The 25,538-nt window shown below is 49.6% G+C and carries 32 protein-coding genes; 4 read left to right on the forward strand and 28 right to left on the reverse strand.

Translation table 11 applies throughout. The features are described 5' to 3' along the window. Window positions 1-13 precede the first annotated feature (13 nt). From accB to V5J77_RS16070, 10 genes are all read right to left on the reverse strand, one after another. Window positions 14-514, reverse strand: a complete 501-nt coding sequence (gene accB / locus V5J77_RS16025; RefSeq protein ID WP_338551838.1) for an acetyl-CoA carboxylase biotin carboxyl carrier protein — start codon at window positions 512-514, stop codon at window positions 14-16. Between the two features lie 498 nt (window positions 515-1,012). Then, complete coding sequence (locus V5J77_RS16030; protein WP_338551839.1) at window positions 1,013-1,621, reverse strand: SpoIIIAH-like family protein; 609 nt, start codon at window positions 1,619-1,621, stop codon at window positions 1,013-1,015. A gap of 35 nt (window positions 1,622-1,656) precedes the next feature. Then, complete coding sequence (spoIIIAG, locus tag V5J77_RS16035; RefSeq protein WP_338551840.1) at window positions 1,657-2,307, reverse strand: stage III sporulation protein AG; 651 nt, start codon at window positions 2,305-2,307, stop codon at window positions 1,657-1,659. A 24-nt stretch (window positions 2,308-2,331) separates the two neighbouring features. Then, on the reverse strand, window positions 2,332-3,114 hold the full coding sequence (gene spoIIIAF, locus V5J77_RS16040) for a stage III sporulation protein AF (protein WP_338551841.1): 783 nt from the start codon (window positions 3,112-3,114) through the stop codon (window positions 2,332-2,334). Window positions 3,115-3,152: 38 nt separating this feature from the next. Then, on the reverse strand, window positions 3,153-4,511 hold the full coding sequence (spoIIIAE, locus tag V5J77_RS16045; protein WP_338551842.1) for a stage III sporulation protein AE: 1,359 nt from the start codon (window positions 4,509-4,511) through the stop codon (window positions 3,153-3,155). Beyond that, a complete protein-coding gene (spoIIIAD, locus tag V5J77_RS16050; RefSeq protein WP_046231941.1) occupies window positions 4,508-4,912 on the reverse strand; it encodes a stage III sporulation protein AD in 405 nt (134 codons plus the stop codon). Before spoIIIAD ends, spoIIIAE begins: the two co-directional genes overlap by 4 nt. A 36-nt stretch (window positions 4,913-4,948) precedes the next feature. Beyond that, entirely contained in the window at window positions 4,949-5,152 is a 204-nt protein-coding gene (gene spoIIIAC / locus V5J77_RS16055) for a stage III sporulation protein AC (RefSeq protein ID WP_046231940.1), read from the reverse strand. Between the two features lie 15 nt (window positions 5,153-5,167). Then, window positions 5,168-5,686, reverse strand: coding sequence for a stage III sporulation protein SpoIIIAB (spoIIIAB, locus tag V5J77_RS16060; RefSeq protein ID WP_338551843.1), 519 nt, complete (start codon window positions 5,684-5,686; stop codon window positions 5,168-5,170). Next, entirely contained in the window at window positions 5,680-6,735 is a 1,056-nt protein-coding gene (gene spoIIIAA / locus V5J77_RS16065; protein WP_338551844.1) for a stage III sporulation protein AA, read from the reverse strand. Before spoIIIAA ends, spoIIIAB begins: the two co-directional genes overlap by 7 nt. 186 nt (window positions 6,736-6,921) lie before the next feature. After that, window positions 6,922-7,188, reverse strand: coding sequence for a YqhV family protein (locus V5J77_RS16070; RefSeq protein ID WP_338551845.1), 267 nt, complete (start codon window positions 7,186-7,188; stop codon window positions 6,922-6,924). 162 nt (window positions 7,189-7,350) lie between these two features. On the opposite strand from V5J77_RS16070, the gene V5J77_RS16075 reads away from it, so the two are divergent. Further along, window positions 7,351-8,067 (forward strand): 2-phosphosulfolactate phosphatase, encoded by a 717-nt coding sequence (locus V5J77_RS16075; protein ID WP_338551846.1) that lies wholly within the window; start codon window positions 7,351-7,353, stop codon window positions 8,065-8,067. Window positions 8,068-8,137: 70 nt separating this feature from the next. Here the strand turns inward: V5J77_RS16075 and V5J77_RS16080 are convergent, their stop codons facing one another. The 7 genes from V5J77_RS16080 to V5J77_RS16110 form a co-directional block, all read right to left on the reverse strand. Continuing rightward, the gene (locus V5J77_RS16080; RefSeq protein ID WP_338551847.1) at window positions 8,138-9,025 is read right to left on the reverse strand and encodes an aminoglycoside phosphotransferase family protein; all 888 of its coding nucleotides are present in this window, start codon (window positions 9,023-9,025) and stop codon (window positions 8,138-8,140) included. 114 nt (window positions 9,026-9,139) lie between these two features. Beyond that, window positions 9,140-10,393: an aspartate kinase gene (locus V5J77_RS16085; protein WP_338551848.1), complete on the reverse strand. Its 1,254-nt coding sequence runs from the start codon at window positions 10,391-10,393 to the stop codon at window positions 9,140-9,142. Between the two features lie 116 nt (window positions 10,394-10,509). Beyond that, on the reverse strand, window positions 10,510-11,343 hold the full coding sequence (locus tag V5J77_RS16090) for an amino acid ABC transporter substrate-binding protein (RefSeq protein ID WP_338551849.1): 834 nt from the start codon (window positions 11,341-11,343) through the stop codon (window positions 10,510-10,512). Window positions 11,344-11,500: 157 nt separating this feature from the next. Beyond that, window positions 11,501-12,058, reverse strand: coding sequence for an elongation factor P (gene efp, locus V5J77_RS16095; RefSeq protein ID WP_338551850.1), 558 nt, complete (start codon window positions 12,056-12,058; stop codon window positions 11,501-11,503). 68 nt (window positions 12,059-12,126) lie between these two features. Next, window positions 12,127-13,200: a Xaa-Pro peptidase family protein gene (locus V5J77_RS16100; protein WP_338551851.1), complete on the reverse strand. Its 1,074-nt coding sequence runs from the start codon at window positions 13,198-13,200 to the stop codon at window positions 12,127-12,129. A gap of 23 nt (window positions 13,201-13,223) precedes the next feature. Beyond that, the gene (aroQ, locus tag V5J77_RS16105; RefSeq protein ID WP_338551852.1) at window positions 13,224-13,664 is read right to left on the reverse strand and encodes a type II 3-dehydroquinate dehydratase; all 441 of its coding nucleotides are present in this window, start codon (window positions 13,662-13,664) and stop codon (window positions 13,224-13,226) included. A gap of 92 nt (window positions 13,665-13,756) precedes the next feature. After that, window positions 13,757-14,302, reverse strand: a complete 546-nt coding sequence (locus V5J77_RS16110; protein WP_338551853.1) for a YqhR family membrane protein — start codon at window positions 14,300-14,302, stop codon at window positions 13,757-13,759. Window positions 14,303-14,530: 228 nt separating this feature from the next. On the opposite strand from V5J77_RS16110, the gene V5J77_RS16115 reads away from it, so the two are divergent. Together V5J77_RS16115 and V5J77_RS16120 are read left to right on the forward strand one after the other, a co-directional pair. Continuing rightward, window positions 14,531-15,502 carry a DUF1385 domain-containing protein gene (locus V5J77_RS16115; RefSeq protein WP_338551854.1) on the forward strand — a complete coding sequence of 324 codons (972 nt, stop codon included), beginning with the start codon at window positions 14,531-14,533 and terminating at the stop codon, window positions 15,500-15,502. A gap of 13 nt (window positions 15,503-15,515) precedes the next feature. Then, complete coding sequence (locus tag V5J77_RS16120) at window positions 15,516-15,821, forward strand: hypothetical protein (RefSeq protein WP_338551855.1); 306 nt, start codon at window positions 15,516-15,518, stop codon at window positions 15,819-15,821. A gap of 130 nt (window positions 15,822-15,951) precedes the next feature. On the opposite strand, the gene mntR is transcribed toward V5J77_RS16120, so the two are convergent. Then, entirely contained in the window at window positions 15,952-16,374 is a 423-nt protein-coding gene (gene mntR / locus V5J77_RS16125) for a transcriptional regulator MntR (RefSeq protein WP_338551856.1), read from the reverse strand. Between the two features lie 303 nt (window positions 16,375-16,677). On the opposite strand from mntR, the gene splB reads away from it, so the two are divergent. Then, window positions 16,678-17,748 carry a spore photoproduct lyase gene (splB, locus tag V5J77_RS16130; RefSeq protein ID WP_338551857.1) on the forward strand — a complete coding sequence of 357 codons (1,071 nt, stop codon included), beginning with the start codon at window positions 16,678-16,680 and terminating at the stop codon, window positions 17,746-17,748. Between the two features lie 10 nt (window positions 17,749-17,758). On the opposite strand, the gene V5J77_RS16135 is transcribed toward splB, so the two are convergent. The 10 genes from V5J77_RS16135 to V5J77_RS16180 all read right to left on the reverse strand — a co-directional run bounded on the left by V5J77_RS16135 (window position 17,759) and on the right by V5J77_RS16180 (window position 25,285). Beyond that, window positions 17,759-18,478: a cytochrome c biogenesis protein CcdA gene (locus V5J77_RS16135; protein WP_338551858.1), complete on the reverse strand. Its 720-nt coding sequence runs from the start codon at window positions 18,476-18,478 to the stop codon at window positions 17,759-17,761. A gap of 21 nt (window positions 18,479-18,499) precedes the next feature. After that, window positions 18,500-19,309 carry a metal ABC transporter permease gene (locus V5J77_RS16140; RefSeq protein ID WP_338551859.1) on the reverse strand — a complete coding sequence of 270 codons (810 nt, stop codon included), beginning with the start codon at window positions 19,307-19,309 and terminating at the stop codon, window positions 18,500-18,502. Continuing rightward, a complete protein-coding gene (locus V5J77_RS16145) occupies window positions 19,293-20,138 on the reverse strand; it encodes a metal ABC transporter ATP-binding protein (RefSeq protein WP_338551860.1) in 846 nt (281 codons plus the stop codon). Before V5J77_RS16145 ends, V5J77_RS16140 begins: the two co-directional genes overlap by 17 nt. 56 nt (window positions 20,139-20,194) lie before the next feature. Further along, window positions 20,195-21,226 carry a zinc ABC transporter substrate-binding protein gene (locus tag V5J77_RS16150; RefSeq protein ID WP_338551861.1) on the reverse strand — a complete coding sequence of 344 codons (1,032 nt, stop codon included), beginning with the start codon at window positions 21,224-21,226 and terminating at the stop codon, window positions 20,195-20,197. A 366-nt stretch (window positions 21,227-21,592) separates the two neighbouring features. Continuing rightward, entirely contained in the window at window positions 21,593-23,608 is a 2,016-nt protein-coding gene (gene metG / locus V5J77_RS16155; RefSeq protein ID WP_338551862.1) for a methionine--tRNA ligase, read from the reverse strand. An 83-nt stretch (window positions 23,609-23,691) separates the two neighbouring features. After that, on the reverse strand, window positions 23,692-23,955 hold the full coding sequence (locus V5J77_RS16160) for a hypothetical protein (RefSeq protein ID WP_338551863.1): 264 nt from the start codon (window positions 23,953-23,955) through the stop codon (window positions 23,692-23,694). A 48-nt stretch (window positions 23,956-24,003) separates the two neighbouring features. Then, window positions 24,004-24,273 carry a membrane protein insertion efficiency factor YidD gene (gene yidD, locus V5J77_RS16165; protein WP_338551864.1) on the reverse strand — a complete coding sequence of 90 codons (270 nt, stop codon included), beginning with the start codon at window positions 24,271-24,273 and terminating at the stop codon, window positions 24,004-24,006. Next, window positions 24,273-24,734, reverse strand: a complete 462-nt coding sequence (locus V5J77_RS16170; RefSeq protein WP_338551865.1) for a Fur family transcriptional regulator — start codon at window positions 24,732-24,734, stop codon at window positions 24,273-24,275. Before V5J77_RS16170 ends, yidD begins: the two co-directional genes overlap by 1 nt. 92 nt (window positions 24,735-24,826) lie before the next feature. Continuing rightward, window positions 24,827-25,051 (reverse strand): hypothetical protein, encoded by a 225-nt coding sequence (locus V5J77_RS16175; protein WP_338551866.1) that lies wholly within the window; start codon window positions 25,049-25,051, stop codon window positions 24,827-24,829. Window positions 25,052-25,084: 33 nt separating this feature from the next. Beyond that, window positions 25,085-25,285, reverse strand: a complete 201-nt coding sequence (locus tag V5J77_RS16180; protein WP_338551867.1) for a hypothetical protein — start codon at window positions 25,283-25,285, stop codon at window positions 25,085-25,087. Window positions 25,286-25,538 lie beyond the last annotated feature (253 nt).

Genomic DNA, 25,538 nt, shown 5'->3' on the forward strand with positions numbered 1-25,538 from the left:
AGGAGCAATGCTGTTATTCCGGCTTCACCAAAAATAGCGGCTGCCCGTATTCCACCAATTGGCCATTCGATACAAGCACTTCGACGATTTCGCCGCGCACTTCCGCCTCCAGCTCGTTCATCAGCTTCATCGCTTCCAAGATGCAAACGACGCTTTTCTCGGATACACGGTCGCCCGGTTTTACGAATGCCGCAGCATCAGGGCTTGGCGAGCTGTAAAACGTGCCTACCATCGGGGAAGTAATTTGGTGCAAATTCTCACTTGCAGCGCGAGCTGCAGGCTTCTCTGCCGCTGCAGGCTGCGAGGCTGGCTCAGCAGCAGGTGCTGCTGTGTAAACAGGTGCAGGCTGCTGTGAATATGTATGCGTTAGCGGGGCTGCTTGCACATTGACGACTTCCGTTTTCCCGGGCTTGCGAATTAGCAGGCGAGTCCCTTCGTTTTCGATTTCCAGCTCATGAACGGAGGTTTGATCGACAAGCTTGATCAATTCTTTAATCTCGCTCAATTTGAACATGAATTTTTCACTCCTTAAAGTTTTGCGGTAGCAAAACCGCTTCGTAAGCATTTGCCTAGTTTTGCGGCAGCAAAACCGCTTCGTAAGCATTTGCCTAGTTTTGCGGTAGCAAAACCGCTTCGTAAGCATTTGCTTAGTTTTGCGGCAGCAAAACCGCATAGTAAGCTTAGCTTGCATTGTTCACTTTTATTAATTGGCACAATAACGTTTAACATTATATCATAAACGCTCAGGAACACGAATTTTTTTTTACAAATGCATAAAATACCCCATAATCAGCCGCATGGCCCCCTCTACAAAAAACGTCCTGCTCACCCTTAGCCTCGGCCACAATTGAACAGTTGTAAATAATAGCGATACATAGCGTATAGTTTGCTCCTTTATCCTTTTTTGCATTATATAGGCGAAATCCTATTCCTGTGCATCGTTGGACATGGGAAAATCCCGAAAACGCCAGCATAGCTGACGTCCGGGATTTTATGCTCTTGCAAGGCCTGATTAAGGTACAAATTGCACGGATACCTGATCGGCATTAATTTCCATTTTCTTCATGACGAGATCAACAATATCGGCTGCCTGATTTTTTTCAAGCTTCTCGCTGGCTACGACGACTTTATAAACATTGTTTTCTTCATCCACAATTGCTGATTCATAGTTTTGCATCAGCTGTTCTTCCAGCTCTGTCAGCTTTACATTTTTTTCTTCGAGCATGGAAAGCTGCTTAGCCGCTTCAGTAGACTTTTCTTTATCTACTTGTGTATTGGCGATATCCGCCATCAGCTTATCAAGCTCCTCGTTATTTTCCTGCGTCCGCTTCTGCTGAATATCTGCGAATACGCTCGTTGCCGCCCCTCCTTGCTCATACTGCTCCAGCACCTCTTTATCAGCAGCGCTTAGCCCATTGTCTGCACCATGCTGCACCTCATCCACGACGATGCCGCTGCCCGCCGCCTCCGTTGCTCCCTGCGTCACCGCCCGCTCCTGCTGTGTGTTGTCTGTGAGCAAATCTGGCGAGCTTGCGTCCTGCGTAAACAAGTAATAGGCGGACAGTACCACCATCAAGCTGAGCATTGATACGAGCCAAATCGTTTGTCTTTTCGTGTTCATGTGAACACCCTCCTCAAAATGGTATAAAAGCTGGATTATTGCTTCCTCGGTGCAACAGAAATGCGAGTTGCCGCAACATTTACGCCTTTTTCGACCGCATCTATAATTAAACGTCTGACGGTTGCATTTTCCGCGCCCTTGGCGACAATAAGGACGCCGCGAATGCGTGGGTTGATCGTCTTTTTGATAATCGGCTTCTGATCGCCGGACACCTCGACGAGTACAACCTCGCCATCCTTGTTAATCGCCGTAATATGCCGTTTGCCTCCGCTTTTGTCATTCTCGTCTGTCACCGACTGCGTCTCCTTCTCATTGCGTTCAACGACGATCTCCTCTGTCGAATCAATAGTGACCAGAACATCCACCTCGCCAACACCAACGATTTTCTCCAAAATCTCCTTAAGCCTCGCCTCCAGCGGCTGCTCCACTGTTTCGAATGAGGCTCCTTCCCGCGAGCTTGGGCTGGTCCAGGCCGTGTCATCTAATGACTGCAGATTTTGCTCCTGCCCCTGCCTTTGCCCTTGTAAGGAAGGCTCAACTTTGTTAAAGGTGAGGAATGAATTCATCAGCATCAGCATCGCTCCAACACATCCGATAATGAGCAGGAGGCGCAGCATTTTCACTCGATTCGGTCCACCAGGGCCTCCGCCCGCCATCGCTTCAAGCTTCTCCAGCCACTTCGCCACCTGTCATTATCCCCTCCTTTCTCTTTACTTTTCTCCGCGAATGCTTGCCGGTTGGCGAATTATGATAGCCTGAGCCGATAAGCCCCAGCCCTCGGTAAGCACAGCTCTGGTCTGCTTATCAAGCTCTGCGCTCACGGGCTGCCATAACGGTTCACCAGCCGTACTCCGTCCACTTGATGCTGGAAGCGGCCCGGACTCGACGATCTCAGGCACCATAACCTCCACGCTTACTGGCTCCACTTCTTCGATCTGTCTATTTTCCTGTTGGAAATCCTGCGTCGAATTCGCAGCCAAATTTGTAGGGGACCCTCTCGGCGGAGCAGCCTCTTCTTCAGGAAGCAGCTGCGGAAACGTCACGGTCACCGTATCCATTTCGACCATCTCAACATCTCCTTCCTTGATCCATTTCAGCTTGACTTCAACCGAGCTTGCCGTCTGCCCGGTATAGCGAACGATTGCAGCTTCCATCGCTGTGGAGAGCGTGCGGCCAGTAAGCTTAGCCGCCTGCTGCTGCTGCTTGCGTTTAAGCTCCTCCGACTGACGCTGTATGTCGGCAAGCGTCGGCATCTTCACTTGCTTCTGTGCCGTGCTCATCTCCCATTGCTGGATGCCTGCGCTCAGTCCCGCCGTTACGTCGCCTTGCAGCAGGCGAAGCAGCGGAGACAGCAGCGTCAGCAGCACGAGAAGGCCGATAACTAGTCTCGCATAGCGCAGCATCGCCTTGTTGGGCAACAGCAGCTCGGTGCATACAGCGAGCATAATGACGGCGATAATGTCGCGCAGCCAATCGCTCAGCCAAGCTACCATGCGTTTCGCCTCCCTTATTTTCAAACCGCGGGGCCAAGCTACCTGACCATCATTGCTGCGTTTCCTGCTGTCAGCACGATTGTGACGGCGAGAAAGAACATGAGGCTGACAGCGGCCAATGCGGCAAATACATAAATCAGTGTCTTGCCAATCGTTTGCAGGCAGGCTACAATCGGCGAATCTCCAAGGGGCTGCATGACAGCAGCGCATACGTTGTAAATAAGCGCCAGCGTCATAATTTTGATCGCGGGAAAAGCACTTATAAACAGCAGCATAATGACGCCTGCTAGCCCGATTGCATTTTTCGCCAGCATGGAAGCCGATATGACGGTATCCGCCGCATCCGAGAACATCCGACCGACGACAGGAACGAAGTTGCCCGTGACGAACTTGGCTGTTCGCATCGTTACACCATCCGTTACCGCCCCCGTCGCCCCCTGCACAGAAACGACACCGAGGAAAATCGTAACTAGCGCGCCCAAAATGGTAATGCTGATGCTGCGCAGCAGATTAGCCAGCTGGGTCACCTTGAAGCGTTCCGTCATGGCGCTGACGATGTGCAAGATAGCCGAGAAGAACAAGAGCGGGAATACGAGCGTATAAACAAGCGTGCCTACGACATGAATCATAAAAATAATAAGCGGATGCAGTACCGACACCGTCACAACATTGCCCATCGACGCCAGCAGCGCGAGCAGCAGCGGAAGCATCGCCAGCATGAATTGAATCATGCTTTCAATCGCTTCCTTGGCATAGCCGATCGCTACGTTAAAGCTGTTAACCGTGATGATAAGGATGACCATGAAGGTAATCGAGTAAGCTACCTTGCTGACTGCATTGCGCTCGAAGGCGTTTTGCAGCGTTTCCAGCATCATGCTGAACACGGTCAGCGTGACGATTGTGACCAGCAGTTTGCCATTGTACAGCACCTCATGCAAAAAATAAGACAATAGTCCTTTGAGCACCGTTTCCAGCTTGAGCCCTTCTCCGCCCGGCAGCAGCATTTGGGCAAAGCTAGGCAGCTTCTGCTCAGGGAAAAATCCGCCATATTCATTTTTAAGCTGATTCCAGTATTTCTCCACCGCGTCCGTATCCATATCGTTCAGCCCGCTGCCGGTCAGCTGCCCAAGTGCGGCTTGCGCCTGCTGTGTTTGCTGCTGCACAGACTGCGATTGCTGGCTTTGCGGAGTCTGCTGCGGCTGGAACTGAGGAGAAGATGCCACCTGTGAAGCTAGCTGCTGGTAGGAAGTCGGCTCCGATTGCCGCTCTGACGTCGACGCAGCACGCGCTGCCGCCTCGGAGCTTGGCACAAGCAGCAATACGTACAAAACGGCTGTAAGCACCGTGAGCCAAATAGCGTTCGGCGGATAGAAGCTGCCAGCAAGCTTTATTCTCAACTGGCTCCTCCCCCTGTCGGCAGCAGATTGATGACTGTTTCGATAATGACGCTAATAATCGGCACCGCCATGACGAGAATTAATATTTTTCCAGCGAATTCGATTTTCGACGCGATGCTTTCCTGTCCGGCATCTCTAACAATTTGAGCGCCAAATTCAGCAATGTAGGCGATACCTATTATTTTCAGCACCGTCTTCAAATAAATTGAGGGAATGCCGGAGCGATTCGCTAAATCAGAAAGCACCGCAATAACGGAATCAATTTTGCCAAGCAGGAACAGAAAAATAAAGAGGCCGGTAAATGCCGCAAGCAGGAAGGCGAACAGCGGCTTTTGCTCTCGAACGACAAGGATGAGGACTGTTGCAATCAGCCCAAGACCGACGATTTGAATGATTTCCACTTCGCTTCACCTACTTGCGGCTTCTCTTCAAGCTAGCTACTGGAACAGAAAAATCGTTTTAATTTCCTGAAACAGCTCGTTCAGCATACGTACAACCATAAACAACACAACAACAAAGCCGATTAGTGTTACCCAATGCGCCATATCTTCCTTCCCCATCTGCTTAAGCACCGTATGAATCATCGCAATGATAATTCCGATACCGGCTATTTGGAAAATGGCGCTCACATCCATATTCATTTCCGCGGCACCCCATTAAACCATCAAAATAACGAGCAGCACGGCAATTAAAACGCCGAGGCTTTTCCACATCGTCTCATACCTCGCCTGATCCTCCCGTGCCGATTCTTCCTCCTCCTTCAGTTGAATGAGCGCCAGCCTCAAATGCTTGAGCTGATCCTCACGATCGCTTAAACCGAGTGTCGAGCCAAGTCGGATCAGCACCGCCTGCTCGTTACTGCGCATGGCCGTTGCCCCCCAAATCTCTCGAATGGCTCGTTCCCAGCTCTCGCGAAAGGAAAGCCCTTCGTCGCTCGCAAGCCCTTCGGAGGCAAGCATCAGCATCCGGTTAAGTGGAAATGGAACAAATGCTGCGGTTCGGGATAGCGCCTCCGGCAGCGGTGTATGCCCGTAGCCAATTTCGGTTTCAAGCTTCTGCAGCGCATGAGCGGTCTGACGAAGCTGCCGAGGCCGTGCGGCAAAACGCGCTGCCTGCTGAAAGCCCAGCATCGTTCCGGCGAACAAAATCAGCAGCGCGCCAAGCAGCTTCAGCACATGGCATCGCCCCGCATCAGCCCGGAAAATAGCGGCGCAGCATCTTGGGCTAATCGCGGCACAGCTGTTGTTGGCTCGCGCGCTGCCCAGCCTCTTACACAAGCCTCTGCCGTAAGTACTCGGTGCATAATGCCCGAAGGAGTTCGGCGCAGCTCGACAATGAGGGAGAATGCCCCTTCCTCTAGCAGCGAGCGCAATACAGGCCGTCCTCTCGCATCCTCGGCATCATACGCATGGGCTGTCGCAATGACGCTGACTCCGGCATGGCTGGCTTCCCGAATCGCCTCGCCATCCTCAGGCCTGCCAATTTCATCCGCAATAATGACATCCGGCGACATCGAGCGCAGCAGCATCATCATTCCTTCCGCCTTCGGACAAGCATCCATGACGTCGCTGCGCGGCCCAATATCAAAGGTGGGAATTCCCCTCACACAAGCAGCTATTTCGGAGCGCTCGTCCACAATTGCCACTTTCTTGCCCGGCCAGCCAGCCGTCTCCCCGCCTCCCCATAAACCGTAGCTGACCGATCTTGCTATATCGCGAACGAGCGTCGTCTTGCCCTGCTGGGGCGGGGCGAGCACCAATGTGGAGCGAATCGTTTTGCGCGATCGGTCGAGCAGCTTCGGCATGAGCGGAGTTGCCGAGCCGGGAACCTCCCTGGCAATCCGAATATTAAAAGCGCCTATTTCACGAATGCCGCGTACGCTGCCGTTATCGAGAACGGTACGCCCTGCGAGTCCAACCCGATGTCCCCCTGCGACTGTAATGAAGCCCCGCCTGAGCTCCTCCTCCATCGCATACAAGGAATAATTGGTCATCCGCTCCAGCAGCTTGCGGCAAAGGTCAGCAGTAGGCTTGTACGCTCCGCCTGCTTGGGCCCCGAGCGTGCCATCAATTGCAGCGAAACGCGATTGGCCTGCCATGCCAATTTCCAGCGGGCGCCCTTCGCGAATCCGTATCTCTTCCAGCTGCTCCTGAACCTCCGCTGGCAGCCGTTCCAATATCGCTTTCAGCTCTAGCGGCAGCAAATGCGTAATGCGGCTAAGCATGCGTTCATCACTCCCGGATGTTTGTCCTTTGTCCTTTAATATGTATGCTTGGCCAGCTAAAATATGTCCACCTGGATCGAAATTGCTAGATTAGATTTATTTAACTAGGCGTAAAGCAGCTCCTTTTACGAGGCAAGCTGCACCATTTAGAATTAGCTCTCATGCTTGGCACGGCGCTATTTCTCGTTATTTTTTCAAAATACCAATCATTAGACATAGAATGCCCGCCGCTACCCAGAGAAATTTGCTATAGGACAGCTTGTCTGCGAGCCCTACCAAACCAATCGTCGTAGTCGCAATCAATATAAGCGGCCCGACCATCGCCAAAGAGGAATTAACGACCAGCGCCTTGTCGATCTGATTGAGCTTAAGCATAATAATTGCCGCGCAAATTTCGATGGTTCCCGAGGCAAGGCGCAAGGAGGCCATTGCCAGCACGATTTTATTCAGCATAAAAATCCACCTCCACCCTTGTCCGGCCGACCTGCTTCTAGCTTATGCAGCAGACCTCCGTATTCATAACCTCTGTGCACCGGGACACATGCCTAGAAGAAGGTGCATATATTGCAGGCATAAGGCTAGGAGAAGTTAACGTAAAGAAAGGCGGATAATGACATGCAGGTTGAGGTCATATCAAGCGTGAACGAAGCCAGCCAGACGCGCTTTCATCATAAAACAGCCATCGTTGTTGATGTATTGCGGGCTGGAAGCACGATTGTGACGGCGCTTGCCGCGGGGGCCGAAGCCATTATTCCAGCGGAAACGGTCATGGAGGCTAAAGCAGCACAGATGGCGGGGGACTTATTAGGGGGAGAACGATTTTGTCGAAAAATATCCGGCTTTGACCTTGGCAATTCGCCTGACGAATATGAAGCCGCAGCGGTTCGCTCCCGCCGTATTATATTAACGACAACGAACGGAACACGCGCGCTGCAAAAATCCGCCCGTGCCGATTATGTATTGACAGCAGCGCTAATGAACGCCACTGCCTGTGCCCGCGCAGCGCTAGCGCTGCGGCGCGATATCGTCATTTTATGCGCGGGCTATAATGATGCGTTTGCTGCCGAGGATGGCTTTGGCGCCGGGCTGCTGCTTGAACAGATGACGCAGGCAGGCATGAACGCTTTGGAGCTGGATGACTTCGCACTCGCCTTGCTGGGCTTCTATCGCAGCCGCAGTGCTTACGCACTTGAAACACTCGCCTCTGGCGCAACCGGCAAGCGGCTGCTTAAGCTTGGACTCCAGCAGGATATTGAGACATGCGCACAAGTTGATATTTATAAAGACGTTCCCATACTGCAAGGAGAGAAGCTTGTGCTGCTTAAGCCTTGATTACACCATAAATAAGGCAGACCCCGGCGAGAAAATCACCCGCTAGTCTGCCTTATTCACTTGTCGACTGCTACTCCAGTACAAGCGACTTATTGATATATTTATTTTCTATTATTTTGAAATTTATACGTTTGATCGTTGACTCGTCTTTAGGGACTGGCGCGAATCTATAGAGCAACAGCCATCTGAGACACGCAATAGCTTCAAAGATGAGCAATTCTTCCTTATTATATTCAATTTGTGCCAAATACGCATTTTGGAATAACGCAGCTAATTGCTCCCCATTGTATAAATAAATTAAAAAGCTCGTCCAGGCAAAATCATATCTGATATCCCCTAGTTGCCCATTGGTCCAGTCGATTATTGTGTATCTCCCTTGATTTTCCACTACGTTGCCTAAGTTGAAATCACCGTGGATAAAGTTATTTTGCTGCAAATCCGAGCCATTTATTAGCCTTATTAAATTCGTATAGATATCTGGATGCTCTTCAATTTGCGGGTAAAAATAACGAATAAAATCGTATTTTCTATGAAGCGGAGGCGCTAAGTCCTGATCGGATACTTTATGGATGTCCAACAATAAATGAGCCAAATTTTCTACTTGTTGATTTTTCATTTTAGAAAGCGGGCTGCCATCATAGCTGGTTAACAGCGCTTTATGCCCAGAAGCGGTATAGCCCCATCCGTAAGCAGTGGAAACAGAAATGCCCCTATTTCGAAGTGCTTGCAGCAGAATATATTGAAAATGCACATCAGGATCGGAATCCTTGTTCCATATTTTTAGAACGAAGCTGCCTGCATCAGACGAAAATTTCCACACATTAGCCTCCAGACCCCCCTGCATGCTGCTGCAAGCTAGTTCTTGCTTCAGCAGCTCATTCATGAAGCTCGTGCTGTCAGCCCAAATGATTTCCCTTAAGCACTCCAAACCAATCACCCCTTCCTTTTGCTTCATCATATCTGATTTTAGCTGATCCGTACTACTCTATATCCCCTCCGAGGTGCAAAAAAAAGGCAAAGAGCGTATGCTCCTTGCCTTTACCCTTATGTCGCTTGCGTTTATGAAAGTCGTCTAACGACGATCCTGCGGCCCGCCAACGAAAGCTTGCTCAGCTGTGTCCAAACCGTATGCCGTATGCAGCGCACGAACTACTTCTTGAAGTGGTTCAGCATCAATAACGCAGGAAAGTCTGATTTCAGACGTGCTAACCATCTTAATGCTGATGCCCAGACCCGAAATCGCTGCAAACATCGTAGCAGCAACGCCTGGATTGCTGACCATGCCAGCGCCAACGATTGACACTTTAACCAAATTGTCTTCGGAAGTTACCTTGCTGTACGGGAGCTCTCCGTGCAAATTTTCAATGACTGCAACCGCTTTGTCTTTATCATCGAGCGAGAGCGTGAAGGAGAAGTCGGCTGTGCCGTCCTGTACGCCGCTTTGCACAATAATATCTACATCCACGCCATTGTTTGCAAGCGCGCCAAATACTGTCGCGAGCACGCCTGGCAAATCTGGAACGCCCAGAATACTGATTCTAGCTACATTTTTATCGAATGCAATACCGCGAACGACAGCGCCTTGTTCCATCGTTACTTCCTCCTTTACACTTGTACCTTCGTTGTAGGTAAAGCTTGAACGAACGACCAGCTTTACATTGTAATGCTTCGCGTATTCAACTGCACGCGGATGAAGCACAGCCGCTCCCAGATGGGCAAGCTCCAGCATTTCATCATACGAAATTTCATCCAGCTTGCGAGCGCACTTCACAACGCGTGGATCGGTCGAATAAATACCATCCACATCGGTGTAAATCTCGCACACATCCGCATTAAGCGCAGCCGCCAGTGCAACCGCCGTCGTATCGGAGCCGCCGCGTCCCAACGTCGTAATATCGCCATCCTCGGACATGCCTTGAAAACCGGCTACGATAACAATATGACCAGCATCCACTTCCTTGAGCATGCGATCCGTACGAATATCTGTAATTTTCGCTTTGCTGTGTATAGCATCTGTACGAATTCCCGCCTGCCAGCCTGTTAACGAAACGGCATGGTGTCCCAGCTGGTGAATCGTCATCGACAAAAGCGCTACCGATATTTGCTCGCCTGTCGTAAGCAGCATATCCATCTCGCGCGCTGGCGGATTAGGATTAAGCAGCTTCGATTGGTCGATCAGATCGTCGGTTGTATCCCCCATTGCTGATACAACAACAACAACATCGTGTCCCGCCTGCCTATTTTCAATAATTCGTTTTGCTACCCGTTGCATCCGCTCCGGCGTTCCCACCGAGCTTCCGCCAAACTTCATCACTATAAACGACAAAGCTGACTCACTCCCAACCTTGACATATACATACAAGTTAATATTATAGCACAACCGCAGCACATCTGGGTATATCCCATCACAAAAATACAAGCAACCTTCACAGCTTAAGCACGCTACCTAGATACGTCGGTGTCGAAATATTTTTTTGAAATTTCCAAATAAGTACCGTCCTTTTTCATAGCTGCAAGCGCCCCATTGACGGCTAGAACAAGCTCATCATGCCCTTTCGTAAACAGAGCGCCGCTTGCAGTCGCCTCTGACATTTCATCCACAATTTTGATCGGCATCTCTGGCTGGCGATGCTTTAAATCCAAATACGTCAACGCATCATTTACCGTTGCATCGACTTCTCCTGTCAGCAGCAAAGATATTGCCTCATCAAAGCCAGTGGCAGGCACAATTTCTGCGCCGTACCGCTGTGCGATATCAAACAAATTGCTTCGCAGCGCTTGCGCCGCCTTTTTCCCGTTTAAGTCCGAAAGCCTCTTAACGTCCATATTATCCTGCTTTACAAGCAGCACAATATGAGAGTAAATATACGGATCGGAAAACTGATATTGCTCCAGTCGATCCTCTCGGATACTGACTTGATTAAAAACAACATCAAATGCATTCTCATCCAGTCCCGTAAAAATTTCATCCCATGGCGTTTCAATAAAATCAGGCTCCACGCCAATACGTTTGCATATTTCCTCTGCTATCTCTACATCGAATCCGACAAGCTTTCCGTTTTCGTCATGATAAGAAAAAGGGACATACGTTCCTTCCGTTCCAATTCGCAGCGTGCCCCTTGCTTGAACAGCCTCCAGCGCGTTTGGACCACTAGGGGCAGCAGACTCCGCACCTGCAGCGGGCTTAATCGTTTCTTGCCGCTCCGGTCCCGTGCTACATGCCACCACCAAAAACCAACAGGCCAGCAGCAAAAAAACAAAGCTATTTCTTGCCATTCCCTCTACTCCCCTACGTAATCCCCAGATGCATGAGCTTAACTATTATATTGAATGTTACAATAGCAGGCCTTTATTCATCAATGCTTTTTACGAGAAAATGAGAAAAAAGCTGCTTCAAGGGGTGTGGCCCCTTGAAGCAGCTGATCGCCATCTCCTATGCGCGGGAAATGTATTTTCCTTCGCGTGTATCAATCAACAGCACATCATCCTCATTGATAAACAATGGAACCTGTACGTTGTGTCCCGTTTGAAGCTTCGCATTTTTCGTTGCGCCGGTAGCCGTGTTGCCTTTAATGCCTGGCTCGGTCTCAACAACCTTCAGCTCAACGCTGTTCGGCATTTGAATACCGATAATTTCGCCTTGGTAGCTCGAAATGTTTACCGTCATGTTCTCGATCAGGAAGTTGATTTCCCATTTCAGCTGCGATTCGTTCAGTTCGAACTGATCGTAGGTTTCATTGTCCATGAACGTGTATTCGGAGCCGGAGTTGTACAAGTATTGAACCGCACGGTTTTCAATGATCGCACGAGCAAGCGACTCGCCTGCACGGAACGTTTTCTCTACAACGTTGCCGTTGCGGAGGTTTTTCAGCTTGGAGCGTACGAATGCCGCGCCTTTGCCTGGCTTAACGTGCTGGAAATCGGTTACGGAGAAAATGTCTCCATCTACTTCAATTGTTAACCCTGTTTTAAAATCATTTACTGAAATCACTGCTGATTACCTCCTGGGATTAGAAAAATAGCAAGCTTGGTCGTGCTTTTTACCGCTGTCACCGCGAATTAGCCTAAAGTAAGAAACTCTTTAGTCGATGCGGTTAATATTTTAATACCGGTGTCCGTAATTACGATGTCATCCTCGATCCGTACTCCGCCGAAACCGGGGAGATAGATGCCAGGCTCAACCGTTACCGTCATACCGGGGGTTAAAATCGTATCGCTAAGCTTGGACAAACGCGGAGCCTCGTGAACTTCCATCCCGAGTCCGTGTCCGGTACCGTGACCGAACTTGTCGCCATAGCCGTATTTCGTAATGACATCGCGTGTTAAAGCATCCGCTTCGCGACCCGTCATACCCGGACGGATATGAGCAAGAGCGTTCAACTGCGCTTCCAGCACAATGTCATAAATTTCGCGATGCTTGTCCGTTGGCGTACCAACGACAACCGTGCGCGTAATATCAGAGCAGTATCCTTTCAGATAAGCGCCGAAATCCAGCTTTACGAATTCATTGTTGCCAATGATTCGCTCGCTCGCCTTGCCATGCGGCAACGCCGAGCGCTCGCCAGACGCTACAATCGTCTCAAATGAGGACGAATGGGCACCGTGGCTGCGCATGAAAATTTCCATCTCCAGTGCAATATCGCTTTCCTTCACGCCAGGCTGAAGCAGCTTCTGAATATGCGTAAACGTCGCGTCTGCCAAATCGGCAGCCTCCTGCATTAATTGCAGCTCCGCTTCATCCTTGATCATTCGCAGGCCCTCAACAAGACCTGCTGCCGGATGAAGGGCGATATCGCCAAGCACAGCTGTCCATGCGGCGAATTCGCTGTAAACGACATGCTCCTGCTCAAAGCCCAGCTTGCTGATGTTTCTCGCTTTCAACAGCTCTTTCACCGTTTCCATCGCTTTAGGCGCATGCTCCACGATTTCGTAGCCAATCGCCTGCTCAGGAGCCTGCGTCATATAGCGGAAATCGGTCAGCAAAATGCTGTCGTTTAACGTAATGAGGACCATACCAGAGGAGCCTGTAAATCCGCTCATATAACGGCGATTGTACTCGCTGTTAATAAGAATAGCTTCCAGACCCAGCTCCGTAAGGACGCCGCGTAAGCGGTTCACTCTTTCCTTTGACATTATGCTCATCCCCTTTCCGTTTTTTAAATCATTTCCAGCTTTCGAACAAGAGCCGCAAGCCCAAGCTCGTAGCTCTGCGGACCGAAGCCGGCAATTTGTCCAACCGCTACAGGCGCAATAACCGACACATGCCGGAAGGCCTCGCGCGTGTGTATGTTGGACAAATGCACCTCTACAACAGGAAGTGCTACTGTACTGAGCGCATCGCGCAGCGCATAGCTGTAATGCGTAAGCGCCCCGGGATTAATAAGTATGCCATCCTCTGCGCCATAAGCGCTATGTATCCGATCAATAAGGGCGCCCTCGTGGTTGGATTGAAAAAAATCCAGCTGTACATTCAGACCCTTAGCCTGCTCCAGCAATTTAGCCTCAATATCAGCAAGCGTAGCCGATCCATAAATTCCTGGCTCCCGAACGCCAAGCATATTCAGATTCGGGCCATTAAGCACCAGAATGTTGAGCATTTGCACACCTCCTAACGGACAATTCAATACTTAAGACAAAGATCATTTGCCATTTTACCACATTTGCCCGCCGCTTGAGAAGAGACAACTATTCAGCTTGCCTGTACCGGCTCTCTGGATGCCTCATCCGTAAATTCAAAAGCAATCGTATAGCCGATAAAAACACCCCATAGCAAAAAGACGCAAAGCTCTGCGCTGAGCGTATTCCAGCCCGTTTTCCACACCGATCTGGTCACATGGAGAAGCGGCCCTAAAGCAAGAAAAATAATGGCCCACCACACAAGCCCATAGAGCACGCCAGGCCAAGGGCCTTTGAGCTTGCGCAATAGCAACCCGTATATAAGCGCCGCAATCATTGAAAAAACAATGTAGCTGCCAATGCCCACCACATAACCCCAGCCTGTTTTCAAAAAAGCGGAGCGGAAAAACGGGTCCGCCATTATGCCCGGAAGCTCCAGCGTAAATTTCATTTCATAAAAAAACCAGCGTAAAACGCCCCAAATCAATCCGGCAAAAAAGCCCGTCGATAAGCAATACGTCCAAATATTCGTATGATGCTTGCCTTCATATGGATTGCCTTCGTCTCCGGCGGTACGTTTATTTTGTTTATTTTCTGCCATCGTTTCCTTCGCCTCCAAGCTTGATATCCTCCTTCGCTTCCTAGGTAAAAGAAGCCTTGATTTAGTATGTGAAAAAAAGCATGGAAGTAACCGCCTCGCTTAGCAGCTGTTTATGGCTGCACCGTGCAGTTGAAACGTTGGCAATTGCCGCACTGATCAAGTACAATAGAACTATTCGAAGAAAATGAAACAAATTGATTCGTCACCTGATCGGGACGATACACTTTTAAGGAAGGTGACCAACACTTGTCGCAAAAATCCAAAAGCATCTATGGAGGACAAGCTGTCATTGAAGGCGTCATGTTCGCAGGAAGCCATGTCAATGTTACAGCCGTTCGCCGCAAAAATGACGAAATCATCTTTTATGAGGTTCCGCGGACGACGAAGCGCTGGATACAGCAGCTAAAGAAAATTCCAATTGTTCGTGGGGTTGTCGGCATAATAGATTCTAGCGCCAAAGGCTCGCAGCATTTGAACTTTTCCATGGAAAATTACGCGGAGGATGAGGCGAAGGAAGAAGCTGCTAAAAACCCCGAAGCACAGCCGAAGCCTGAAAAGGAGCAAAAATCCGGCTTCAGCCTCAGTATGATAGTCGGCGTTGCCGTCGCGGGCGTTCTGTCCTTTATATTCGGCAAGCTGATCTTCACTGCGGCTCCCGCTGCGCTGGAAGAACTATTGTTCAGCAATGTATTTGAAAGTAAGGTCGGTCATAACCTATTAGAAGGACTTATCAAGATCATTCTGCTGCTTACTTATTTGTACCTGATGTCGCTTACGCCGCTTATCAAACGACTGTTTCAATATCATGGCGCCGAGCATAAAGTCATTAGCGCCTATGAAGCAGGCGAGAAGCTAACGATTAGCAATGTGCAGAAGTACAGCCGCTTGCATTATCGCTGCGGCAGCAGCTTTATTATTTTCACCGTCATTGTCGGCGTTATTATTTATTCACTGCCAATCTTTACATGGGATTCCATATGGGAAAGAATTTACATTCGTATTTTGCTGCTTCCTATCGTGCTAGGCATTTCTTATGAGGTGCTTCGCATCACCAATGCACTGCGTGACATACCTGTGCTGCGCTACCTCGGCTACCCGGGTCTATGGCTGCAATTGCTGACAACGAAAGAACCGAAAGACGATCAGGTTGCCGTATCCATCGCTTCCTTCAACCGGATGCGCGAGCTTGATCAGCAAATGTCCAATATTAAAGCGTAAGGGCGGAATGATTATGGCAAACAGGCCTAAAAAATGGAGCGTGCCGACAATTATTATTATGTCGTTGCTCGGCATCGGAATTATTTATGGCGTTTTGACCGATATGCGTTCATTCCTTATCCCCATTATCGTATTCGGCCTCATTTATGTGCTTTACAAGTTTCCGCCTGACCGCTGGAGGGGCCGTTCCCGCCCTTCCTCGCCTCAGGTGCGCCCAGGCAACCGCTCACAGCCAGCCAAACGCCCGAAGTCGCAGCGCTCGCCGTTTCGCGTTATCGAAGGCGGCAAGGAAGATGATGATTTGCCGAAGTATCATTAATCCGTTCTAATGGGCATAGTAGCGAGCTAATAAGCAAGCAATTAAAAAGAGCGTGACCTCCTTTTTACGGGGGTCACGCTCTTTTTGCAGGTATCTGCATCAGCTTGCGCTTCACAACATAGTTGCATAATCACTCATTTTCGAGCTCAGCGCGAACCGCTTTAAGATCGTCTAATCGAGAAGGATCTCGCTCAAAGAACGCAACGAGCGTCTCAATGCATGTAATCGAATCCCAGCTCAAATGATGCTCAATGCCTTCAACATCTTGATAAATATTCTCATCTTGAACCCCGATAATGGTCAAAAATGATTCCAGCAGATGGTGGCGCTCCACAAGCCGCTTCCCCATCTTCTTCCCTTTTGTCGTTAATACAAGACCACGATATTTCTCATAAATTAAATAGTTATCTTTATCGAGCTTCTGAATCATCTTCGTTACTGACGAAGGATGAACCTCCAGCCCTTCCGCAATATCCGACACTCTCGCGTAACCTTTTTCGTCTATGAGCTTATAAATTCGTTCCAAGTAGTCTTCCATGCTCGGTGTCGGCATTGAAGAACCCCCTAACCCAACTTCTTTCACCTTGTTTCCTCGGCGTACTTTAGTATCATACACTGTTTTGAAACCTGTCTGCAACCTTAAGGACAATCCCGTCACACAATAATGAATGACATTAACCATTTCGGCAATTCTTCAAAATAAAATTGATAAGTTTCACATTTATCATTACGCGCTGCGCCGCCTGAGGGCGACAGCCGTTTCACCTTGCAACTCCCAGTTTGAAGTCCTTCCCTTTGTCGCACATTATACTTGAGCTTCTTATTGTTGAAGCATCTATGCACAGGAGGTGCAGTCATGGCTACCACCGTACAGGAACGTCCGAAAGCAGCGCTAAAAAGCTTATCCTTCGTTCCCGAGCTCGTCTATTTTGAGCCGGATGCGCTCCATTACCCTAAAGGCAAGCGCATTTATGAATGGGTACAAAAGGAAGGTATTCCTTTCCGCATGACAAGCTCACATAATCGAATAACTAACCTTCCCGGTGAAACTGAGCTTGAGAAATATCGGATTGCCAAGCGTACGCTCGTTGTAGGCCTTCGCAAAACGTTAACCTTCGATACGTCCAAGCCTTCAGCGGAATATGCGATTCCGATTGCCACCGGCTGCATGGCGCATTGCCATTATTGTTATTTGCAGACAACGCTTGGAGCCAAGCCCTATATTCGCGTTTACGTCAACATCGACGATATTATGGACGCGGCCAAGCAATACATCGACGAGCGAGCACCAGAAATCACCCGCTTCGAGGCGGCCTGTACGTCCGATCCAGTCGGGCTTGAGCCAATTACAGGAAGCCTTCGCGAGCTCATTGCATTTATGGCCGAGCAGCCGCTTGGCAGATTGCGCTTTGTCACCAAATTCCATCATGTCGATTCACTGCTCGATGTTAAGCATAATGGTCATACTCGCATTCGCTTCAGCGTCAACAGCAAATATGTGATCAAAAATTTCGAGCCAGCCACCTCGCGCTTTGAGCAGCGGATTGAAGCCGCAGCCAAAGTGGCCAAAGCCGGCTATCCGCTAGGCTTTATCATAGCGCCGATTATCTGGCATGACGGCTGGGAAGAGGGCTACGCCGAGCTGCTCGCATCACTAGCAGCAGCCCTTCCCGAGGAGGCAAAGCAAGCCGATCTGACCTTTGAGCTTATTCAGCACCGCTTCACCAAAACAGCGAAAAACGTCATTGAGCGTCGCTATCCACGCACGAAGCTGGAAATGGACATTGAGAAACGCAAATACAAATGGGGCCGCTGGGGACAAGGGAAATATGTCTATCCCACAGAACAAGCAGATGCGCTCCGATTGTTTATATCAGAGCGCATCTTTGAGCATTTCCCACAAGCCAAAATCGAATATTTCACTTGAATTTTAAAGCTTAAAATTTCAGCCAATCCGGCGTTATGAGGTTAAGCCACGACGTAATTTGCGTCATTTGATCGGTGAAGAGCATAATGCCGAGCACGATCATAATGGCTCCGCCCACCTTCATCACCGTATTCGTATATTTCAGCAGCCATCTCGCTGAGCCTAGGAAAAAGGCTAATACGAAAAAAGGAATGGCGAAACCTAAAGCATACGCTGTTGTAAGCTTAAACCAGGTGTTCGGCTCGGATGCCGCCAATGCCAGAATAGCCGTTAAGGCAGGACCTGTGCATGGCGACCACCCGGCCGAAAAACCGATTCCAAAAATAAAAGAGCCCAAATATCCTGTTTTTTTCGAAGGATCAAAAGGCAGCTTGCGCGTCTTCATAAGCAATTGCGGTTGAAATACGCCGAGCAGAAACAGCCCCATCAGCACAATCAATATCGCCGATAATTTGCGAATAAGCGGCTCATATTCGCTGAAGGTTTCCGCGAACACATTCGTGCCGTAGCCAAGCGTGTAATACACCGTACAGAAGCCAATAATGAAAAACAGCGTATGCAGCATCGTGCGAGAGCGCATATGCTTGCTTGTGTGCTCATTATTTTTGAGGTCGCTGACGGAAATACCGGTTATGTAAGACAAATAAGATGGATACAAGGGCAAGCAGCATGGAGAGATAAAGGAGGCAAAGCCAGCCCCGAGTGCGAGCCAAATATTAATATCGTTCAACGTACAGCACCTCGATTTTGATTAACTCCCTGTTCTTATTCCCCGCTTGAACAGCAAGAGGATCAGCAAAATAGCAATCAACAGAAGCACGATTGTGCCGCCAGGAGCCAAATTCCAAATGCCTGCAATCATTAAGCCGCAAATAACAGCCATTTCTCCAATTATGACGACGGTAATAATGCTCTGCCGAAAGCTGCGCGCAATAATAAGACTGCAAGCGGCTGGAATGGTCAGCAACGCAGATACAAGCAGCGCTCCAACAATTTTAATGGAAGCACTAATAACAAGCGCGGTTAGCACGCTAATCATAACATTATAAAAACGGACCGGCAACCCGCTTACCGCTGCTGCATCCTCATCAAACGTAAGTAAAAACAGCTCCTTTACCTGCAGCCTGATGGCTACAAGAACGACAACCGTTACTACGGCGATTGTAATTAAATCGACATTGCTCAGTGTATAAATGCTGCCAAATAAATAACCGGTGACATTGACGTTAAAGCCCTTGCCCATTGTAAACAATATCGAAGCCAGCGCTACGCCGCCTGACATAATGATCGCAATCGACAGCTCGGCATAGGACTTATAAGCTTTCCTCAGCTTTTCGATTGCGAATGAAGCCGCAACAGCGAACAGCAGGCCTACTGCAACCGGATATACCCCCATTAAGAAACCAAGCGCTACGCCCGCAATAGATACATGCGACAGCGTATCGCCAATCATGGACAAACGGCGCAGCACGAGAAAAATACCCATCAGCGGTGCTGTTACTCCGATAAGCAAGCCGCCAATCAGCGCCCTTTGAAAAAATTCGCTAGTAACGATCTCCAACCTGAACAACCTCTTCTCTGCTATCCATTTCCTGACGAAGCCCGCGCAGGCTGTGAGTCAGATCATCCTGCGCACAATTTTGCAAGTCATGCGAATGCTTTTTATAAAATTTCAGCTTGCCGCTTTGCGCCGCCTGTTGCAGCCCCAAATAAGTACGGATCATCTCCATATCATGGGACACCATGAGAAAGGTGATATTGTGATGCTGATGCATATGCTTAATCATATGGAAGAAGCTTTCCTGCGTCTCGGCGTCAATTCCCACTGTAGGCTCATCCAAAATGAGCAGCGACGGATTGTTAATGAGCGCCCGCGCCAAAAAAGCACGCTGCTGCTGTCCGCCGGATAGCTGGCCGATTCGCTTGTCCGCCAAATCCTCAATTTTCATCGCATGCAGCGCATCATCTGCCTTTAAGTGATCGCTCTTCGTAACGCGGCGAAATAGCTTATTGCGGCCGTAAAGGCCAGATAACACCACTTCACGAACCGTAGCTGGAAAAAGCGGATTAAAGGCATTTTTTTGCGGCACATAACCGATTTTCTCCCATGCCTTAAACTGGCCTACAGGCTCGCCGAATAAACGAATCATACCGCTCTCTGGCTTCAGCAGGCCGACAATCATTTTGAGCAGCGTCGTTTTTCCCGCGCCGTTCGAGCCAATGAGCCCGATAAAATCGCGCTCGCGAACGCTTAGATTAAGCTCGGTAATGACGCGCTGCTGCTGGTAGGAGAACGTAACGCCCTCCAGTGATATAATATCCTGATGGCACTCTCCTGCCAGGCTGGGCAGCACGTCCATTTCTGGGGGCCTCTCCGTCACTTGTTGCATTGATGTCTACCTCCTTGCTCTTTACTATAGGGTACCTTTCATTTCCTCGCCGGTCCTTATTGCAGTGCTTTCAAGAGATTTTGCAAATTCGCTTCCATCAGCGTAATGTAGGTATCACCGTTCTTCTCCTGCTCAGGCGTCAGCCCTTCAACCGGATTCAGCATCAAGGTGTCTACCTTCGCTTCACTCGCGAGCGTATCCGCAAGCGCTGGAGATACGAGTTCCTCGAAGAAAATATAACGAATGCCATTTTCCTTCACAAATTTAGCGATATTCAGCAAATCCTGCGCTCTAGGCTCGGCATCAGCTGATAATCCCATTATAGCCGTTTGTGTCAAGCCGTAGTCGCGGGCCAAATAACCAAACGCCTGATGGGACACGACAATATCCTTCATCGTCGTCTTGGACAGCTCCTGCTCGAACTTCGCATCGAGTGCCGCAAGCTTGCTGTGCAGCGCTTCATAGTTCGCCTCATATTCGGCTTTGTGGGCATTGTCCACTTGAATGAGGCTGTTTTTCACATTTTCAGCCATAATGATGGCCGATTTCGGGCTCACCCACGTATGCGGATCGACATCCAGAGCGTGCTCATGATCATGCTCGCCAGCAGCTTCGCCTTCTGCCTCATCGCTGTGCTCAGCATGATCTTCATGCTCCTCTGCCGTTTCACCGCTGTGGTCATGCTCTTCTTCAGGATTGCCTTGAATCAGCTCTACTCCCTTGCTCATTTCGGCCGTCATAATCGTTTGATCGTTTGGCAGCCCTTTTAGAAAGTTATCCGTCCAGCCCTCCAGCCCCGCGCCATTATACAGAAACAGCTGTGCTTTGGAGGCGGTGCTCAAATCCTGGCTTTTCGGCGTCCAGTCATGCGGCTCTACTCCGGCCGGAATGAGGTTGACGACATTGACATATTCGCCGCCAATTTCTGAGGCAAAATAATAGAGTGGATAAAAGCTCGTTACAACATTCGTCTTGCCTTCAACGATGGAAGACTGCGAGTTGCTGCCGCATGCGGACAGCACAAGTACAACAGACATCAATAAAACGGCCATAACCGTTAGCTTCTTGCTTGAAAATACATTTCTCATTTCATAATTGCTCCATTTCTGTAAAAACCATTTTCTTTTTAAAATATAAGCTTTTATAAATATTACACTTATTATTAGGCTTATATTTCTCGTAGTGAAACGCACTGCGCCGCCAAAGAATGACTTTCGGCCGCTTCACCTTGCTAATCGTTATGATTACGTTCAGATTATACGAGTGGTTGGCATTACTGTCAACTGCTATTCACAGGTAACGGTCTCTTCTATGCAGATTGCTCAGCGAGTATGGCGGTTATGTGTCTGCTTCACACCGCTGCGCTTCTCCGCCCCTCAGATGATAAAAAAAGAACCGCAGCGGATTAGCTCCGTACGGTTCTCTTCTATGCTGCTTGCCTTACAGCCTTCGCTTTATTTCACAACGGCGCCATTCGGCATATCATCCGGTACAGTCGCAAGCGTAAGCTGATCGCCGTGCGAAGCGGCAAGGATCATGCCCTGCGACAGCTCTCCGCGCAGCTTGACCGGCTTCAGATTCGTCACGCATATTACCTTGCGGCCGACGATCGTCTCCGGCGTATAAAATTTCGCGATGCCCGATACGACTTGGCGCTGCTCATATCCGAGATCGAGCTGCAGCTTCAGCAGCTTATCGGCCTTCTTCACAGGCTCGGCAGCGATGACCTGCGCCACTCGCAGCTCTACCTTGGCGAAATCGTCAATGCCGATTTCTTCCTTGCTCTCCACCGGAGCTGCGCCTGCTGCGGCTCCTTCCGTGCCAGCGCTCGCCGCCTGCGGCGATGCTTCCGGCTGCGCCTCCGCCTTGGCAGCATCGCCGCCCATTTCAGCTGCGATGAATGCAACCTCATCCGCCGTCTCCAGACGCGGAAACAGCGGACTGTCCTTCTGCACCCGCGTGCCTGCCGGCAGCTGTCCGAACGTGCGCATGCTCTCCCACGACGTCAGCTCGCCAGGCTGAATACCTAGCTGCTTCCACAGCTCGCGCGGCGCATGCGTAAGGAACGGCTGAAGCATAATCGACGTAATACGCAGCGCTTCCGCCAAATGCTGCATAACCGCCGCCAGCTCCGCGCGCTTCGCTTCATCCTTCGCCAGCGTCCAAGGCTGCGTCTCATCAATATATTTGTTCGTCCGGCTGACGAACTGCCAGATCGCTGCGAGCGCAACGGAAAACTCCATGTTCTCCATAGCTGCTTCCACAGCAGCAATCGTATCCTGCGCCAGCGCCTCGAGCGAAGCGTCGAATGGCGTGATTTGTCCAGTGTAAGCTGGAATTTCACCGTCGAAATATTTATCAATCATCGCAACGGTACGATTGAGCAAATTGCCGAGGTCATTCGCCAGATCAAAGTTAATGCGCTCGACGAAGTTTTCCGGCGTAAAGGTGCCATCCGCGCCGAAAGGCACCTCGCGCAGCAAGTAATAACGAACTGCATCGAGCCCATAACGGTCGATGAGCATTACAGGGTCTACGACATTGCCTTTGGATTTCGACATTTTGCCGTCCTTCATGAGCAGCCAGCCATGAGCAAATACCTTTTTTGGAATCGGCAGGTTGAGCGCCATGAGCATAATCGGCCAATAAATCGTATGGAAGCGAACGATTTCCTTGCCCACAAGATGAACATCTCCCGGCCAGAAGCGCTCATATTTAGCGACAGCCTCAGGGTCATCGCTGCCATAGCCTAATGCCGTAATATAATTGGACAAAGCATCAATCCACACATAAATGACATGCTTCGGATCGCCAGGCACTTTAACGCCCCAATCGAAGGTCGTCCGCGATACCGCGAGATCCTCCAAGCCCGGCTTAATGAAATTGTTAATCATTTCATTTTTGCGGGATTCCGGCTGAATAAAATGAGGGTTGTCCTCATAAAGCTTAAGCAGGCGATCCGCATATTTGCTCATCCGGAAAAAATAGCTCTCTTCCTTTACCAGCTCGACCGGACGTCCGCAATCTGGACAATTGCCATTTTCCAGCTGGCGCTCAAGGAAAAAGGATTCACACGGCGTACAGTACCAGCCTTCATACGTACCCTTGTAAATATCGTCCTGCTTCAGCAGCTGATCGAAAATTTTCTCGACAACCTTCTTGTGGCGTTCCTCCGTCGTGCGAATAAAATCATCATTGGAAATTTCCAGCTTTGACCACAGGCTTTTAATACCGACGACGATGTCATCGACGAATTGCTGAGGTGTTTTGCCTTGCTCCTGCGCCTTGCGCTCGATTTTCTGTCCATGCTCATCGGTTCCTGTCAAAAACCAGACGTCGTAGCCGCGCAGACGCTTGTATCTCGCCATTGCATCGCCCGCCACCGTTGTATATGCATGCCCAATGTGCAGCTTGTCGCTCGGATAATAAATCGGCGTAGTCAGATAAAACGTTTTGTTGTCATTCGCCATTATTGCAGCCTCCTAATTTTCAATTGTATCAACTTGTAAAAACGCAAAAAACTCCCGTCCAACATGGGACGAGAGTATAAAACTCACGTGGTACCACCCAAATTCCCCTTGCAGCCTTTCCTGATTAACAGAAAAAACGCAATGGCTTCGTGTGCCGCCGATTGAAGGCGGACTATACCGTTAACGCCGGTCAAACGCTGTCCTCTTACCCGCCGCCGACTGGTCAAGCCCAGCCGCCCGCGCTGCTCGAAGACAGATCCTCCAGGACCATATTCCAACTTTGCCCGTACCGGCTCGCACCTGATTGCCCGGCTCTCTGCGACGCAGCTTCCATTGTACTTATCCATTCATCAGACTCATATATGACAAAATATACCGAACCGCCAGCCCTTCTGTCAAGTAGGCCGCTCCCCGCCGCCTTGCTTTCCGCCTTTGGCAGGCGGAACCGGATCATAGCCGCCAGCGTGAAACGGGTGACAGCGGCTAATTCGCCGCGCTGCCAGCCAAGAGCCTCTTAGCACGCCATGCACTTCAATGGCCTCCAAGGCATAGGCGGAGCAGGTTGGTGCAAAGCGGCAAGAAGGCGGCAAATGCGGTGAAATCGCTTTGCGGTAAAAATGAATCGGCGCCTGAAATACACGTCTGGCTACAGGTCTTTTTTCCATTAGCTTTGCGCCGCTGCTGCTTCTTCCTGATCACAGTCTTTACAATAACCGAATACTTCAAACTTATGCTTGACGATTCGGAAGTCAGCAGGCGCCGTCGTCTGTTCCATCGGACAGCACATAATGGGGTACGTTTTGCCGCAGTTCAGACAAATCATATGATGGTGATGATCATGCTCGCGGCAATGAAGCTTAAACTTCACACCCTCCTCGAACACCACCTGCTCCAGTACACCCAGCTCCTCCATGACACGCAGGTTGCGGTATACCGTATCAAAGCTAAGCCCGGAGTAGGACTTGCCCATGTATTCATATACGTCCTTAGGAGCCAAATAGCCGGGTGATTCCGCAAATAGCTTGGCAAGCGTCTTGCGCTGGTCGGTAATGCGCAGACCTTGGCTCGACATGATTCTCACAATATCTTCAATCGTATTTGTATGTGAATGTGCATGTGTACTCATGCGACAAACCTCCTACTTCTGAAATTCTCTCTCTCCCAATAATGCCGAAAAAAAAGACTCTCGTCAATGAGAGCCTCCTTGTCACTGCTATTTTAACCGTTCAACCGCATATTAATAAGGAAGCTGGCGACCATCGCGACAAACAAAATCAGGCTGATAATTCCAAACGTCAGTCGCATGTTGTGCGCCTTGCGAAGCTTGTCACTGCTGCCCGCTTCCAGCTTAGCGAGCGTATAAGAGCGCTGCATAAAGAGAAATAAGATTAATGAAGCTACAAAAAACATGTTCACAATAAACCATACTGCTGTCCAAAACATATCGACGCCTCCTCTAACCGCAAAATTCCTGAGCTACAGGAACCATCGATTTAATATCCACATAAATACAACGAAGCTTACAACCGCCCCACCGATGCACATCCAACCGGAACGGAATCGCTGCCCGAACATACGCATAATGCCAAAGCTCAGCAATCCGAAAATGAGCAGCAAAAAAACTACGCCCAATATAAATAATGTTGCCGAGACATTGCTGACATCAACTAAACTCACGCGATACACTCCCCCATATTATTTCTATCTAGCATTATAAGGGATTTGCCCTGCATAAAGCCAGTGTTAACGATAGACGTGCCGCCATTTTCCTTCGATAAGTAACGAATTTGTCACGTTTTGCAGGAAAGCGCCTAAAGCTTTAACCAAATAAAGCAGCACGCTCTTGACAAAAAAACGCGGGTTGATTGAGATTGATGATTGAATCGTGAACGAGCAGCTGAATCCGTCTTCCTATGACAGCACATAATGA

The sequence above is a fragment of the Paenibacillus sp. KS-LC4 genome, assembly GCF_036894955.1.
GTDB lineage: Bacteria > Bacillota > Bacilli > Paenibacillales > Paenibacillaceae > Pristimantibacillus.